Consider the following 15,379-nt stretch of genomic DNA (forward strand, 5'->3'; position numbering starts at 1 on the left):
GGTGCGGCTCGCCCGCGGGCTCGGCGTGCCCGCCGGGGCCGTCGCCGCGGCGCGCGCGGTCCTGGACGGGGCGCCCCGGCGGCTCGACCTGCTCGTCGACGACCGGGGCGAGGTGGTGCTCGGGGACGTGCGGATCGCCGCCCTCGCGGGCGGCGAGGCCCCTGTCGCCGGGCCCGCGGCCGGCTCCGCCGCGGCCGGGGAGCGGCACGGGCACGCCTGGCTGCGGACCTGCCAGTCCCTGGTACGGACGCTGGGCGCGCGGCCCGGTGGCGGGCGGGGGGCGGCCGGGCCGGCGCGGCTGCGGGTCGAGGCGGACGGGGTGACCCTCGTCGACCTCGACCAGCCCGTCGAGGGGGTGTCCGTGGCGCCGGGGAGCGGGGGGCTGGCGCGGGTGGAGGTGCGGCCGTCGTCCGTCGGCGCGGGGATCGCGCCCGTACGGGCGCGCGCCCGCTCCGTGACCGTGGCGGGGCCGGACTTCCACTACCACTGCGACGGAGCCCTGGCGGGCCCGGTCCGCCGCCGCACCTGGACCGCCCGCCCAGGAGCCTGGTCCCTTACGCTGCCCTGCCCCTGACGGGCTCGGCGCCGTCAGGTCGGAGGGCCGAAGCGGGTGGCTCGTTCTGTGCGCCAGCGGCTCATCATGCCCGCCAGCTCCTTCTCGATGAACTCGAAGAACGCGAGGGTCTCCTCCAGCCGGCGCCCGGCCGGCGAGTGGGGGCCGAGGCTCGCCATCCCGTCCCGCAGCGCGGTCTCCCAGCGCTGCAGGACGGAGTCCCGGTTGGTCAGCGCCTCGTACCACTGGTTGCTGTGCACCCGGAAGAGGTCGCGGCGCGACCCGGGCGCCCGCTCGCGGGTGACCATGTACTGCTGCGTCAGGTAGCGCACGGCCCCGGACACCGCCGCCGGACTCACCCGCAGCCGCTCCCCCAGCTCCGCCGCCGTGAGCGCCCCCGCGTCGGAGGCCAGCAGCGCGGCGAAGACCCGCGCGGGCATCCGGGGCATACCGGCCCACACCAACTGCGCCGCGAACTGCTCCGTGAACCGTGACGCCGCCGCGAGGTCCTCCTCGCGCCCCGGCCCCGCAGCGCCCTCAGCACCCGCAGCACCCTCCGGGCCTTCCGCGCCGCCGGGGCTCCCGGCGCCCCTGGCGCGCGCGGTGCCCGCGCCGTCCTTGCCGTCCGTGGTCATCCGCCGATCATCTCCCCTCCCCCGCGCCCCGCCCAAGTTTATACAGTTCCTTAACTTCACAAATTTGTGAAATCAGCGTACGTTCAAAAACATGACGACGGACCGCACCGCCCTAGAGGTGTCCCACCTGCGCAAGTCCTTCGGCCGCACGCGCGCCCTCGACGGCCTCGACCTGTACGTGCGCGAGGGCGAGGTGCACGGCTTCCTCGGGCCGAACGGATCGGGGAAGTCGACCACCATCCGCGTACTCCTCGGCCTGTTGCGGGCCGACGCGGGGACCGCGCGCGTGCTCGGCAAGGACCCGTGGCACGACGCCGTGGAGCTGCACCGCCGCCTCGCCTACGTCCCCGGCGACGTCACCCTGTGGCGCAACCTGTCCGGCGGCGAGGTCATCGACCTGTACGGAAGGCTGCGCGGCGGCCTCGACCGGGCGCGGCGCGCCGCGCTCGTCGAGCGGTTCGAGCTCGACCCGACGAAGAAGGGGCGCGCGTACTCCAAGGGCAACCGCCAGAAGGTCGCCCTCGTCGCCGCCTTCGCCTCCGACGTGGACCTGCTGATCCTGGACGAGCCGACGTCGGGCCTCGACCCGCTGATGGAGGGGGTCTTCCAGGAGTGCGTCCAGGAGGAGCGGCGGCGGGGCCGGACCGTGCTGCTGTCGTCCCACATCCTCAGCGAGGTGGAGAGCCTGTGCGACCGGGTCTCCCTCGTCCGCAAGGGCCGTACGGTCGAGAGCGGGTCCCTCGCCGAGCTGCGGCACCTCACCCGCACCAGCGTGCACGCCGAGCTCGCGGGTGAGCCCGACGGCCTCGGCCGCCTCCCCGGGGTGCACGGCCTCGACGTCCAGGGACGCCGGGTCCGCCTCCAGGTCGACACCGACAAGCTGGACGGCGTGCTGCGCGCGCTCACCGCGTCCGGCGTCCGCTCCCTGACCAGTACGCCGCCCACCCTGGAGGAGCTGTTCCTGCGGCACTACCAGGAGGACGCCGACGGCGAGCGCGCCGAGCGGGGCGACAAGGCGGTGGCGCGATGACCGCCGTCCTCGGCACCGCCCCCGCCCGGCGGCCGGGCCCCGGCGCCCTCCGCCGCCGCCTCGCGGGCACCGCGCCCCTGCTGCGCCTTGCCCTGCGCCGCGACCGGGTGCTGATCCCGGTGTGGCTGGCGGTCATCACGCTGATGGTCCTGAGCATGCCGAACACCCTGCGGCAGGTGTACGGCACCCCGGACAAGCGCGCCGACCTCGTCGCGTCGCTCACCACCAACCCCACCCTGCGCGCCTTCTACGGCCCCGTCTTCGACCAGTCCGTCGGCGGCCTCACCGCCTGGCGCGTGGGCACCTTCGCCGGGGTGCTCGCCGCCGTGATGAGCCTGGTCGTCGTCGTCCGGCACACGCGCGAGGAGGAGGAGACCGGGCGGCAGGAGCTGGTCTCGTCCGCCGGGGTGGGCCGCCTGGCGCCGCTGACGGCCGCGCTGCTCGCCGCCCTCGTCGCCAACACCGTGCTCGCCGGGCTCCTCGCGGTCGGCCTCGCGGGCGAGGGCGGCACCGGCGCCCTGGCCCTCGGCCTCGCCGTCGGCTGCACCGGCATGGTGTTCGCCGCGGTGGCGGCGGTCGCCGCGCAGCTCACCGAGAGCGCGCGGCTCGCCAAGGGCATCGCCGCGGCGGTGCTCGGCGCGGCGTTCGTGCTGCGCGCGGCCGGCGACGCGGCGACGAAGGACGGCTCCTCACTGCTCACCTGGTTCTCGCCGGTGGGCTGGGTGGAGCACACCCGGGCCTTCGCCGACGAGCGCTGGTGGGTCCTCCTGCTGTCCGCCGGCGCGGTCGCCGTGGGGTGCGTCGCCGCGTACGAACTGGCCGGCCACCGTGACCTCGGCATGAGCTTCCTGCCGTCCCGCCCCGGGCGCGCGCACGGCCGTCTCGCCACGGCGGGCGCGCTGGCCCGGCGGCTCCAGCGCGGCGCGGTCCTCGGCTGGAGCGCCGGTTTCCTGCTGGCGGGGCTCGTCCTCGGCGGCATGGCCGACGGCGCCACCGACCTGGTCGGCGACAACGCCGACACCCGGGCGATCTTCCGGCGCATGGGCGGGCACGCCGGGCTCACCGACGCCTTCCTGTCCGCGATGGTCGGCGTCGTCGCCATGGTCGGCGCCCTGTACGTCGTCGCCTCGGTGCTGCGCCTGCACGGCGAGGAGACCTCCCAGCGCGCCGAGCCGGTCCTCGCCACCCCCGTCGGCCGACTGTGCTGGGCCGCGGGCCACCTCGTCGTCGCCTTCGCGGGCACCGCCCTGCTCATGCTCTGCGCCGCCTGCGGCTTCGCCCTCGGCCACGGCCAGGACGCCGGGCCGATCGCCGCCGCCTGCCTGGTCCAGGTCCCCGCGATCTGGGTGGTCGGCGCGCTCGCGGTGTTCCTGTACGGGCTCTCGCCGCGGCTCGCCCCCGCGTCCTGGGGCGCGGCGGGCGCGGTCCTGCTGATCGGCTGGCTCGGCCCCGCGCTCGACGTACCGCGGGCGGTCATGAACCTCTCGCCGTTCTCCCACCTGCCGAAGCTGCCGGGCGGTGACCTGGCGTGGACACCGGTGCTGGTGCTCACGGGCCTGGCGGTGGTCCTCACGGCGGCGGGCCTGGCCGCCCTGCGCCGACGGGACCTGGCCACCGGCTGACGGTCAGCGGGCCACGCGCAGCTCCGGGGGCCCAGGATGCAGCACGCCACGCGCAGCTCCGCAGACCCAGGATTCAGCAGGCCACCAGCAGCTCCCGCAGCCCCCGGATCACGAAGTTCGGCTTGCGCTCCGGCTCGGCGGCCAGCCGCAGGCCCGGGGCCCGGCGCAGCAGCGCCCCCAGCGACGCGGCGAGTTCGACGCGGGCCAGGGCCGCCCCGACGCAGTAGTGGATGCCCGCGCTGAAGGAGATGTGCGGGTTCGCCGCGCGGCCGAGGTCGAGCGCGTCCGGGTCGCGGAAGACGGCCCCGTCCCGGTTGGCCGAGCCGAACAGCATCGCCACCTCGCTGCCGCGCGGGACCACCGTCCCGCCGATCTCGATGTCGTCGAGCACCCAGCGCTCGAAGAGCTGGAGCGGGGTGTCGTACCGGAGCAGCTCCTCCACGGCCGTGGGCAGCAGCCGCTCCGGCTCCGCGCGCAGCGCGGCGAGCTGCTCCGGGTGGCGGAAGAGGGCGTACCAGCCGTTGACGGTGGCGTTGACCGTCGCCTCGTGCCCGGCGTTCAGGAGCAGCGCGCAGGTGGAGACCAGCTCCTGCTCGCTGAGCCGGTCGCCCTCCTCGTGGGCCGCGATCAGATGCGTGAGCAGGTCGTCGCCGGGGCGGGCGCGCCGGGCGGCGATCAGCTCCCGCAGGTAGGCGGAGAACTCGACCGAGGCGCGGACGGCCCGCGCGGCGGTGTCCTCCGGGGGGTTCAGCTCGTACATGCCGCAGATGTCCGCCGACCAGGGCCGCAGCGGCGCGCGCTCCCCCTCCGGGATGCCGAGCAGCTCGGCGATCACCGCGACGGGCAGCGGCTCGGCGACCCGGGCCAGCAGGTCGCCGCCGCCGTCCGCGACGAGGCCGGACACCAGCTCGTCCGCGAGCCCCTCCACGTACGGGCGCAGCCGCTCCACCGTGCGGGGCGTGAACGCCTTGGCGACCAGGCGGCGGACGCGGGTGTGGGCGGGCGGCTCGAGGTCGAGCAGGCCGTGGTCGTTGAGGACGTGGAACGGCTCGTGCGCGGGCGGCGGCGCCTGCCGCCCGAACTCCTCGTGGCGGAAGCGGTGCAGGTAGGTGCGGCCGAGCCGCCGGTCGCGCAGCAGCGCGGCGACGTCCGCGTGGCGCGGGACCAGGTACTGGTCGCTGGGCGCGTAGTGGTGCACCGGGCCGCGGGCGCGCAGCTCCGCGTACGCCGGGTAGGGGTCCGCCACGAAAGCGGCCGACGAGGGCGCGAACACGTCGGCGGCGTCTGCCGGTTCAGCCATGTACGGACGCTAGCCGCGCCGCCCCGGCCTGTCACCCGTGGGCGCCGGGGCGCGGCCCGTCCCTTCAGGCGGGCGTCACCAGCCGCGCCTCGTACGCGAACACGGCGGCCTGCGTGCGGTCCCGCAGGCCGAGCTTCACCAGGACCCGGCTGACGTGCGTCTTGATGGTGGACTCGGCGACGACGAGCCGCGCGGCGATCTCCGCGTTGGACAGGCCCTGCGCGATGAGGACGAGCACCTCCGTCTCGCGCTCGGTCAGCTCCCCGTACTGGGCCTGCGCCTGGGCCGACGCGCCGAGCCGGGGCCGGTCCGCGAGCCGCGAGAACTCGGTGATCAGGCGGCGGGTCACGCTCGGCGCGAGCAGCGCCTCGCCGGACGCCACCACCCGCACCCCGTCGGCGAGCTGCCGCGCCGAGGCGTCCTTCAGGAGGAACCCGGACGCGCCCGCGCGCAGCGCCTGGTACACGTACTCGTCGAGGTCGAAGGTGGTCAGGACGAGGACCTTGGTGGTGCTGTCGGCGGCGGCGACGATCTCCCGGGTGGCCTCGATGCCGTTGAGCTCGGGCATGCGGATGTCCATCAGGACGACGTCCGGGGCGAGTTCGCGCACCTTCCGCACGGCCTCGCGGCCGTTGACCGCCTCGCCGACGACCTCGATGTCGGGCATGGCGTTGAGCAGCACCGAGAACCCCTCGCGGACCATCATCTGGTCGTCGGCGATGACCACCCGGATGGTCGTGCCGGTCGTGCCGGTCGCCCCGGTCACGCGGCCTCCCCTTCCGCCGGTCCTGCGGCCGCGGCGGCCCCGGCCACCTCGGACGGCACCGGCAGGAACACCGTGACCTCGTACCCGCCGTCGGCCGTCGCCTCCGCCGTCATCTCCCCGTCGAGCATGGCGACGCGCTCGCGCATGCCGGTGATGCCGTGGCCGGCGCCCGGCGAGGGCTTCACCAGACCCGTCGCGGGGCCGTTGACGATCCGCAGCCCGAGGCCGCCCAGCACGTAGGCGATCTCCACCCGGGCGGTGGCGCCCGGCGCGTGCCGCAGGCTGTTGCTGAGCGCCTCCTGCACGATGCGGTACGCGGACAGCTCCACGCCCTGCGGCAGCTCCCGCACGGCCCCGGTGACGGCCTTCTCCACCGTCAGGCCCGTCTCCCGCACGTTGTCCAGCAGCCGGTCCAGGTCGGCGAGCGTCGGCTGGGGCGCGTCCGGCGCCTCGTAGTCCTCCGCGCGGACGACGCCGAGCACGCGGCGCAGCTCGGTCAGCGCGACCACCGCGTTCTCGCGGATCGTGGCGAAGGCCTGCGCCAGCTCCGGCGGCGGGTTCTCCACCCGGTAGGGGGCCGCCTCGGCCTGGATCGCGACCACCGACATGTGGTGCGCCACGACGTCGTGCAGCTCGCGCGCGATGGTCGTCCGCTCCTCCAGGAGGGTGCGCCGGTCGCGCTCGACGGCGGTGACGGTGCGCTCGGCGACGACCTCGCGGCGGGCGTGCCGGTTGGCCGTCGCCATGGCCACGAGGGCCAGCACGATGCCGCTGGGCACCAGCATGTCCACCGTGTTGGAGTGCCAGCTCGCCGTGGTCTCCGCGCACAGCGAGTACGCCGCCGTCAGCGCCCACATCCAGCCCGCCGTGCGCGGCCGGGTGCGCGCCGCGACCACCGCCATCACCGCCGTGTGCCCGACGAAGGAGCCGGGCGCCCACGGGGCCCAGTCGGCGCCGCTGAGGACCACGACGAACGGCGCCATCGCCAGGGAGCACCACCAGGCGAGCACCGGCCGTACCAGCGTGAGGAGCACCGCCCCCGCCGGCAGGAACCCGCTCAGCGCCCACGCCAGCTCCCCCGGCGCGGTCCAGGCGCCGAACCCCCCGGCGTACGCGGCGAAGAGGGTGACCGCCGCGAGCGCGACGACCACGCCGTGCGGCAGCCACACCGCGTACCTGGCGGACCGCCCCGGCATGTTCGCGGCCCAGCCGTCGCCCTCCCGCGGCAGCGGCGGCAGCGGCCGGTAGGCGAAGGCGTCGTGGAACAGGTCGGCGCGCAGGCCCTTGAGGGCGTGGCGCGCCAGTCGGAACTCGGGACTGCGGGTTCTCTCGGTCACGCCTTCGACGGTACGGGGCCCGGGGAGCCGGGTCGTCCCCTCCCAGGCGGGTTCCCGGGGGTCCGTCGCAGGTACTACACGCGCCGGCCGGGCCCGCCCGGGCAGGGCCGTCAGAACGCGAGCTGGGCGATCTCCTCCGCCACCACCGCGCACGCGTCCGCCGCCGGGTCGATGAGGGGGAAGTGGCCCACGTCCTCCAGGAGCGTCAGGCCGACGACCTCGCCCGCCTTGGCGGCGGCGTCCGCGTACGCCTCGGCCACGGCCTGCGGCACGACGATGTCGGTGCGGCCCTGGACGACGGTGGTGGCGATGCCGGTGGGCAGCAGCGCGGCGGGGTCGGCGTGGGCCAGGCGCTCCTCGTGGCGGGCCCGGGCGTCGGCCGAGGACGGGTCGTCCGCGCCCAGGAACTGGCGTACCGCGCCGGAGCAGACGTCCAGCTCCTCGGCGACGCGCAGGTCCGCGATCGGGGCCAGCGCGACGACGCCGCGCAGCGGTGCGGGGCGCTCGCGCCGCCAGGGCGAGCCCTCGGGCAGCACGTGCCGGGCCGCCGCCCACAGAGCGAGGTGGCCGCCCGCGGAGTGGCCGGTCACCACGGTGCGGCGGGCGTCGGCGGCGGGCAGCGCCTCGCGGACGAGGCGGGGCAGCGCGTCGAGCGCCGCGGCCACGTCGTCGAGGGTCTCCGGCCAGCGCCCCGCCACGGGCCCGGCGCCCCCGCTCTGCGCGGGGATCGGCCCGGAGGCCGAACCGCCCCTGCGGTACTCGACGTTGGCCACGGCGAAGCCCCGCCGGGCCAGGAAGTCCGCGAACGGCGTGACGTGCCGGCGGTCGTAGGGGGCCCGCCAGGCCCCGCCGTGCAGCACGACGACGAGCGGCACCGGGCCCTCGGCGGAGCGCGGCGCGTAGAAGTCCACGACCTGGTCGGCGCCCGGCCCGTACGCGGCGGTGGCGTCCGGCTCCACCGCGGGGTGGGCGAAGGCGGACCGCTCCTCGGCCTCGTCACGGGCCACGGCGGCGTCGTCAGGCATACGGCTACCTCCCAGCTCTGCGGATGGCGGGCCCACCGGGCACCGGCCGCAACGGGCCGGTGCCCGGCGGGCGTTCGTACCGGGGTCCGGACCACGCGCGGGTCCTCCGCACGGGTACCACGCACACGGGTGTCACGCACGCAGGTGTCCCGCACACGGGAGCCCCGCACACAGGTGCCATGATCCGGATTGGCCGGACGTTATCAGGTGGCCGCGCCGTCCCCCGGCGTCAGCTCCCCCGAACCGCCGAGGACGCGTCCGAGCACCCGCGCCGCGCGCTCCGTGTCCGCGAACGACACGTACAGCGGCGTGAACCCGAAGCGCAGCACGTCCGGCGCGCGGAAGTCGCCGACCACGCCCGCCGCGACGAGCCGCTCCATCACCTCCCGCGCGTCCGGGCAGCGCAGCGCGATCTGGCTGCCGCGCTCCGCGTGCGCGGCCGGGGTGACGGACGTGACCCGCCCGGCGGGGGCGTAGGCCGCCACGCACTCCAGGAAGAAGTCCGTCAGCGCCAGGGACTTGGCCCGCACGTCGTGCAGCGAGACGCCGTCCCACACGTCGAGGGCCGCCTCCAGGGCCAGCAGCGACAGGATGTCCGGCGTACCGACGCGGCCGCGCACCGCGTCGCCGGCCGGTTCGTAGTCGCGCCGCATCCCGAACGGGTCGGCGTGCGAGTTCCAGCCCGGCAGCGGCGAGTCGAAGCGGGGCTGGAGCTCCCGGCGCACGTACAGGTAGGCCGGGGCGCCCGGCCCGCCGTTCAGGTACTTGTACGTGCAGCCGACCGCCAGGTCCACGCCGTGCTCGTCCAGGCCGACGGGCAGCGCGCCCGCCGTGTGGCACAGGTCCCACACCACGCGCGCGCCCGCCGCGTGCACCGCCGCCGTCAGGCCGGGCAGGTCGTGCAGGCGGCCCGAGTGGTAGTCGGCGTGGTTGAGCAGCACGGCGGCCGTGCGCGGGCCGAGGACGCCCGGCACGTCGGCCGGGGCGGCCGGAACCACGCGGCAGCCGGTGAGCCGGGCGGCGGACTCCGCGATGTAGCCGTCGGTGGGGAACGTCGTGGCGTCGACGACGACCTCGTCCCGCTCGCCCGGTCCTTCCGCCCGCGCCATGCGCACCGCCGCGACGACGGCCTTGAAGACGTTCACGCTGGTGGAGTCGGCGACGACGACCTGCCCCGGCCCCGCGCCGAGCAGCGGGGCGATCCGCTCCCCGACCCGCTCCGGCGCGGTCCACCAGCCGCTCTCCTCCCAGGAGCGGATGCGCATCCGCCCCCACTCGCGGGTGACGACGTCGGCGACGCGCGCCTCGACGTTCACGGGCAGCGCGCCCAGCGAGTTCCCGTCCAGGTACGTGACCTCGTCGAGCACGAACTCCTTGCGCTTCGCGGCGAGCCGGTCCGCGCCGTCCAGGGCGGCGGCCCGCTCCCGCAGCTCGCGCTCCCGCGCGGGTTCCCCCGTACCGGACACGGCGGTCCTCCTCGTCTCAGACATGGCTGCGCGCCGTCCACAGCTCGGGGAACACGTTCTTCGCCGCGCGCTTCTCCAGCCAGGCGACCCCGGCGGAGCCGCCGGTGCCGGTCTTGGCGCCCATCGCGCGGCGCGTGGCCACCAGGTGGTCGTTGCGCCAGCGCCACACCAGCTCGGCCACGTCGGTCAGGGCCTCGCCCAGCCGGGCGAGGTCAGCGCTCTCGTCGCCCGCGTACAGCTCGGTCCACACCGCCTCGACGCGCGGGGACGGCTCGTACTTCGCCGACACGTCCCGCTTCAGCACGTCGTCGGGGATGTCGTAGCCGCGCCGCGCGAGCAGCCGCAGCACCTCGTCGTACAGGCTCGGCTCGTGCAGGGCCTTCTCCAGCTCCGCGTGGACGCGGGGCGCGCCCCGGTGCGGGACCAGCATGGACGCGGACTTCTCGCCGAGCAGGAACTCCAGGCGCCGGTACATCGCCGACTGGAAGCCGGAGCCCTCGCCGAGCGCGCTCCGGTAGGAGTTGAACTGCGCGGGGGTGAGCTGGCCGAGCGGCTTCCACGAGTGGTTCAGCGCCTCCAGCTCCCGCACGGACCGCTTCAGCGCGGCCACCGCGGTGGGCACGTCGTCCTCGCGCAGGGCCCGCGACGCGGTCTCCCACTCGTGGACGATCACCGTGAACCACAGCTCCATCACCTGGGTCGTGACCAGGAAGACCATCTCGCCGGGGTCGTCCGACAGGAGGTGCTGGAGGTGGGTGAGGACGTCCGCCTTGACGTAGTCCTCGTACGGTGTGGTGCCGGCGAAGTCGAGGTTCGGGCTGTCCGGGCTCCCGTCGGGAGTCTCGTGCACCGCATGAGCCCGCTCCGCTTCCCGCGGGGTCTCATGGGTCGCGTGTGCCGCGTTCGCCTCGTGGGACATCGCTGTCTCCTTGATGCGTACTCCGGGTAGCGGTCCGCCCCTGCCGGTACCGGCACGGGGGCCCCGGTCCCCACCGGCATCCTCCGCAACATCGCGGGAAACGACAAGGCCTGCCTGGTCACACCGGGTGTCCAGGCAGGCCGCGCGGGGTGGCGTGCCGCTAGCCGAGGGTGTCGGCCGCCGTCTGCGAGGAGTCCCGCAGGAAGGTGCTGCAGCGCTCGTACTCCTCCTGCTCGCCGATGGCACCGGCCGCGCGGGCCAGCGCGTGCAGGGCCCGCAGGAAGCCGCGGTTCGGCTCGTGCTCCCACGGCACCGGGCCGTGGCCCTTCCAGCCGGACCGGCGCAGCGCGTCCAGGCCCCGGTGGTAGCCGGTGCGGGCGTACGCGTACGACTCGACGACGCGGCCCGCCTCGTACGCCTCGTCGGCGAGGCGCGCCCAGGCGAGGGACGACGTCGGGTACTTGGCGGCGACGTCGGCGGCCGGCGTGCCGCCCGCCAGCAGCTCGCGCGGCTCCGGCTCGTCGGGCAGGTGGGTCGGGGGCGGTCCCCCGAGCAGGTTCTCGTGAATGGCCATGTGCCTCAGTCTGCGCCATGCCCGGCCCGCGCGGACGGCCGGTCCCGCTTCTCCGGCCGCCCCTGTCCGCGGCGTGCGGGGCGCGGGCGCGGGCCCGCCCGGTGCTCGGGCCCCGTGGGCCGCGCGCGCCCGCCCGGTGCTCAGCCCGTATGCCTGGCGGCCACCGCCCGTACGGCCCGGACCAGCGCGTTCACCCCCGCCTCCGCCTTCGCCCGGGGGCAGCCCACGTTCAGGCGGACGAAGCCGGGGGCGCCGTAGGTGGTGCCCGGCGTGACGGCCACGCCCTGGCGTTCCACCAGCTCCCGCTGGAGGTCGTCGTCGCGGTCCTCGCCCAGGAGGGGGCGCAGGTCGATCCAGGCCAGGTAGCCGGCCTGCGGGGGGCGCCAGCCGAGGCCGGGGAAGGCGTCCTGGAGGGCGTCGGCGACGAGCCGGAGGTTCCCGTGGGTGTAGGCGCGCACGGCGTCCAGCCAGTCGGCGCCCTCGCGGTAGGCGGCGACGTGCGCGGTCAGGGAAAGCACGGCGGGCGAGGCGAGGCCCTCCCCGGTCTCCATCCGGCGGACGAAGGCCTCGCGGTCGCCCGGGTCGGATATCAGCCCGTAACTCCCGCTGAGGGCGGGGAAGTTGAAGGCCTTTGTGGCCGAGGTCACCAGGGCCCAGCGGCCCCGGCCGTACCGCGCCCAGGGGCGGTGCGTGTGCCCCTCGTGCGTGAGGTCGGCGTGGACCTCGTCGCTGACGACGGCCACGCCGTGCCGCTCGCACAGCGCGGCCACCGCCGTCAGGTCGGCGTCGCTCCAGACCCGCCCGGTCGGGTTGTGCGGGGAGCACAGCAGCAGGACCCGGCTGTCCGCCCGCGCCAACTGGGCCTCCAGTCCCGCCAGTCCCGGGTCGTCGAGCGGCACCCCGCGCAGCTCGCGGCCGAGGCCCGTGACCACCTTGCGGAAGCCGTCGTACGTCGGGGTGTGCACCACCACGCCCTCGCCCGGCTGTGTCCACATCCGCAAAAGCTGGGAGACCTGGCTCAGCACCGACGGGGCGTACACCAGGGACGCCGGGTCGACTTCCGTGCCGTGGCGGCCCGTGAACCAGTCGCGGACCGCGCCGCGGAAGTCGTCGTTGCGCCAGTCGGTGTAGCCGAACACGCCGTGGTCGAGGCGGCGCCGGAGCGCGGCGAGGACCTCCGGCGCGCACGGGAAGTCCATGTCGGAGATGGTGAAGGGCAGCAGGTCCGGCACCGGGGGTGGGGTCTCCCCTGTTCGGGCGGGACCGAGAACGTGGGGAAGGTCCTTGACGCCGTCCCACTGCACGCACCAGGTGCCGCGCCGGTCCACGGGGGTGTCGAAGTCGTAGCGCACTGCCGGGGTCCCTCCGGGTACGCCGTCGGGCCCGGCACCCCTGGGGGTACCGGGCCCGACGGACGGTGGACTTACTTGAGCTTGGTGCCGGTGGAGCGCAGCGCGGCGCACGCCTCGGTCACGCGCTTGGCCATGGAGGCCTCGGCCAGCTTGCCCCAGGTGCGCGGGTCGTAGGTCTTCTTCGAGCCGACCTCGCCGTCGACCTTCAGGACACCGTCGTAGTTCTTCAGCATGTGGTCCGCGACGGGCCGCGTGAAGGCGTACTGGGTGTCGGTGTCGAGGTTCATCTTCACGACGCCGTTCTCCAGGGCGGTGGAGATCTCCTCGGCCGTGGAGCCGGAGCCGCCGTGGAAGACGAAGTCGAAGGGGTTCGCCTTGCCGTACTTGGCGGCGACGCCCTCCTGGAGGTCCTTGAGCAGCTCGGGGCGGAGCACGACGTTGCCCGGCTTGTAGACGCCGTGGACGTTGCCGAAGGACGCGGCGAGCAGGTAGCGGCCCTTCTCGCCCAGGCCGAGGGCCTCGGCGGTGCGCAGGGCGTCCTCGACGGTGGTGTACAGCTCGTCGTTGATCTCGTGCGTGACGCCGTCCTCCTCACCGCCGGTCGGGGTGATCTCGACCTCGAGGATGATCTTCGCGGCGGCGGCCTTGGCGAGCAGCTCCTGGCCGATGGCCAGGTTGTCCGCGAGGGTCTCGGCGGAGCCGTCCCACATGTGGGACTGGAACAGCGGGTTCTGCCCGGCCTTGACGCGCTCGGCGGAGATGTCGAGGAGCGGGCGGACGTAGCCGTCCAGCTTGTCCTTCGGGCAGTGGTCGGTGTGCAGCGCGACGGTGACGTCGTACTTCTTGGCGACGATGTGCGCGAACTCGGCGAGGGCCACCGCGCCCGTCACCATGTCCTTGTTGTGCTGGCCGCCCAGGAACTCCGCGCCACCGGTCGAGATCTGGATGATGCCGTCGCTCTCCGCCTCCGCGAAGCCACGCAGGGCGGCGTGCAGGGTCTGGGACGAGGTCACGTTGATGGCCGGGTAGGCGAACTTGCCTGCCTTCGCCCGGTCGAGCATCTCGTTGTAGACCTCGGGGGTTGCGATGGGCATGTGTCCGCTCCTTGTGATGTGCGGGTGAGTGCTGCTGTGCTGCTGTGTCCCTGACCTGGGGAACCCGGGGGCGACGGCGATGTCGTCGCCCCCATCTTTCCAGACGTACGGGACGTACTCGGTCCGGTGCCGGGCCTCGCACCGGGTCCGTACCCGGACGGGGCCCGGCCCACCGCTAGTCCAGCCCGAGCTCGTCCTTGGAGTACGCGAAGAGGTACGGGACCCCCGCGCCCTCGGTGATCTTCTCGGCGGCGCCGGTGGCCCGGTCCACGATCGTGGCGACGCCCACGACCTCGGCTCCGGCCTCGCGCACGGCCTCCACGGCGGTCAGCGGGGAGCCGCCGGTGGTGGAGGTGTCCTCGACGACGAGCACGCGCCGCCCCGCGATGTCCGGGCCCTCGACGCGCCGCTGCAGGCCGTGCGCCTTGGCCGCCTTGCGCACCACGAAGGCGTCCAGGCGGCGGCCGCGCGCGGCGGCCGCGTGCAGCATCGCCGCGGCGACCGGGTCGGCGCCCATCGTGAGCCCGCCCACGGCGTCGAACTCCAGCTCGCCCGTCAGGTCGAGCAGCACCTGCCCGACGAGCGGGGCGGCCTCCCCGTCCAGGGTGATGCGGCGCAGGTCGACGTAGTAGTCGGCCTCCAGGCCCGAGGAGAGGGTCACCTTGCCGTGCACGACGGCCTTGTCCTTGATCTGCCGCAGCAGGTCGCCGCGTACGTCGTTCGTCATGGCTACGAGCTTAAGGGCGCGGCCGGGGCGTCAGAGCCGCCGCCAGGTCCAGGTGGTCGCCGCCTCCAGAGGCTCCAGCGGGGTGACGAGGCGCGGCTCGGTGTTCAGGCCGTTGGGCGGGCCGGTCTGCGGCTCCACGCACACGGCGGCCTCCGGCTCGTCGAAGACGACGACCCACTGCTCGCGGCTGGCCACGGTCAGCTCCAGTTGCCCGGGCCAGGTCAGCGTCACGTGCACGCCGTCCGGCATCCCGAAGCAGTCGTCCCAGGGGCCCGGCGTGGGCGCGACCCGGCTGCCGGTGGGCAGGTGGTCCTCGCCGCGCAGCTCCTGCCAGGCGGCGTCGAACGCGATCCGCACCGGTTCGCCGTCCTCGCTCAGGCGCCGGTTGAACCAGGGGTGCCAGCCGGCCTGCGCCGGGAAGGAGTCGTCCCAGGCCTCCACGCCCATGCGCAGCGTCAGCGCGGTGTCCGTCACCTCCACGGACTGGGTGACCCGGCCGGGGTACGGCCACGGGTCCGCCAGGTCGTACGTGAACACGGCCTCGCGGTCGGTGACCCGCGCGGGCTTCCACGCGGTGTCGCGGCCGGTGCCGTGGATGGCGTGCGGCGGGGAGTTCAGCGGCAGCCGGTGCTCCCGGTCGCCGGTCCTGAAGACGCCGTCCCTGACCCGGCCGCACCACGGCACCATCGGGAAGCTGCCGTACCGCTCCCCCTGCCGCAGCAGCTCGTGCCCCGCCACCTTGAGGCTTGCCAGGCGGCCGCCGTGGCCCGGCCGCACGACGACTTCCGCGTCACCCGCGGTCAACGTGATCTCTTCGCTACTCACCCTGCCGACCCTAAGACCCCCCGCGACCCCGCGCCCCCCTCTCCCACCCACCCGCCCCCAATCAGCCTGACGGCCTCGTCCTCAAACGCCGGACGGGCTGAGATTGTCCGCCGTCGTCGACTGGCGGACGGGCGGGCGACGACGGCGAGTCGAG

Annotated in this window: 15 protein-coding genes; 3 read left to right on the top strand and 12 right to left on the bottom strand. The window is 75.1% G+C overall.

The genetic code is table 11. The features are described 5' to 3' along the window. A partial coding sequence (locus tag IE330_RS33940) for a diacylglycerol kinase (RefSeq protein ID WP_190140025.1) occupies positions 1-574 on the top strand: 574 nt, incomplete at its 5' end. Positions 575-588: 14 nt separating this feature from the next. Here the strand turns inward: IE330_RS33940 and IE330_RS33945 are convergent. After that, positions 589-1,188 carry a GbsR/MarR family transcriptional regulator gene (locus tag IE330_RS33945; protein ID WP_190140026.1) on the bottom strand — a complete coding sequence of 200 codons (600 nt, stop codon included), beginning with the start codon at positions 1,186-1,188 and terminating at the stop codon, positions 589-591. 91 nt (positions 1,189-1,279) lie between these two features. Here IE330_RS33945 and IE330_RS33950 point away from each other — a divergent pair, with 91 nt between their 5' ends. Both IE330_RS33950 and IE330_RS33955 read left to right on the top strand, forming a co-directional pair. Further along, positions 1,280-2,218, top strand: a complete 939-nt coding sequence (locus IE330_RS33950) for an ABC transporter ATP-binding protein (RefSeq protein ID WP_190140027.1) — start codon at positions 1,280-1,282, stop codon at positions 2,216-2,218. After that, positions 2,215-3,840, top strand: a complete 1,626-nt coding sequence (locus IE330_RS33955) for an ABC transporter permease (protein ID WP_190140028.1) — start codon at positions 2,215-2,217, stop codon at positions 3,838-3,840. Before IE330_RS33950 ends, IE330_RS33955 begins: the two co-directional genes overlap by 4 nt. A 73-nt stretch (positions 3,841-3,913) precedes the next feature. Here IE330_RS33955 and IE330_RS33960 read toward each other — a convergent pair whose 3' ends face one another. The 11 genes from IE330_RS33960 to IE330_RS34010 form a co-directional block, all read right to left on the bottom strand. Next, positions 3,914-5,140 (bottom strand): cytochrome P450, encoded by a 1,227-nt coding sequence (locus tag IE330_RS33960; RefSeq protein ID WP_190140029.1) that lies wholly within the window; start codon positions 5,138-5,140, stop codon positions 3,914-3,916. A gap of 64 nt (positions 5,141-5,204) precedes the next feature. After that, a complete protein-coding gene (locus IE330_RS33965) occupies positions 5,205-5,906 on the bottom strand; it encodes a response regulator (protein ID WP_190140030.1) in 702 nt (233 codons plus the stop codon). After that, positions 5,903-7,243, bottom strand: a complete 1,341-nt coding sequence (locus tag IE330_RS33970) for a sensor histidine kinase (RefSeq protein WP_190140031.1) — start codon at positions 7,241-7,243, stop codon at positions 5,903-5,905. The genes IE330_RS33965 and IE330_RS33970 overlap by 4 nt, the downstream gene beginning before the upstream one ends. A 110-nt stretch (positions 7,244-7,353) precedes the next feature. Then, positions 7,354-8,268, bottom strand: a complete 915-nt coding sequence (locus IE330_RS33975; protein ID WP_190140032.1) for an alpha/beta hydrolase — start codon at positions 8,266-8,268, stop codon at positions 7,354-7,356. Positions 8,269-8,471: 203 nt separating this feature from the next. After that, positions 8,472-9,758, bottom strand: coding sequence for a kynureninase (gene kynU, locus IE330_RS33980; RefSeq protein ID WP_190140033.1), 1,287 nt, complete (start codon positions 9,756-9,758; stop codon positions 8,472-8,474). Continuing rightward, the gene (locus IE330_RS33985) at positions 9,751-10,653 is read right to left on the bottom strand and encodes a tryptophan 2,3-dioxygenase family protein (protein WP_190140034.1); all 903 of its coding nucleotides are present in this window, start codon (positions 10,651-10,653) and stop codon (positions 9,751-9,753) included. Before IE330_RS33985 ends, kynU begins: the two co-directional genes overlap by 8 nt. A 160-nt stretch (positions 10,654-10,813) precedes the next feature. Next, complete coding sequence (locus tag IE330_RS33990) at positions 10,814-11,227, bottom strand: DUF3151 domain-containing protein (protein ID WP_190140035.1); 414 nt, start codon at positions 11,225-11,227, stop codon at positions 10,814-10,816. Between the two features lie 140 nt (positions 11,228-11,367). Next, positions 11,368-12,579: a MalY/PatB family protein gene (locus tag IE330_RS33995; protein ID WP_190140036.1), complete on the bottom strand. Its 1,212-nt coding sequence runs from the start codon at positions 12,577-12,579 to the stop codon at positions 11,368-11,370. Between the two features lie 71 nt (positions 12,580-12,650). Continuing rightward, positions 12,651-13,673 (bottom strand): class II fructose-bisphosphate aldolase, encoded by a 1,023-nt coding sequence (fbaA, locus tag IE330_RS34000; protein ID WP_190140037.1) that lies wholly within the window; start codon positions 13,671-13,673, stop codon positions 12,651-12,653. A gap of 175 nt (positions 13,674-13,848) precedes the next feature. Continuing rightward, positions 13,849-14,400, bottom strand: a complete 552-nt coding sequence (gene pyrE / locus IE330_RS34005; protein WP_190140038.1) for an orotate phosphoribosyltransferase — start codon at positions 14,398-14,400, stop codon at positions 13,849-13,851. A gap of 30 nt (positions 14,401-14,430) precedes the next feature. Further along, positions 14,431-15,225: an aldose epimerase family protein gene (locus IE330_RS34010; RefSeq protein WP_190140039.1), complete on the bottom strand. Its 795-nt coding sequence runs from the start codon at positions 15,223-15,225 to the stop codon at positions 14,431-14,433. Between the last annotated feature and the right edge of the window lie 154 nt (positions 15,226-15,379).

It is taken from the genome of Streptomyces longispororuber (assembly GCF_014656095.1).
Classification (GTDB): Bacteria; Actinomycetota; Actinomycetes; order Streptomycetales; family Streptomycetaceae; genus Streptomyces; species Streptomyces longispororuber.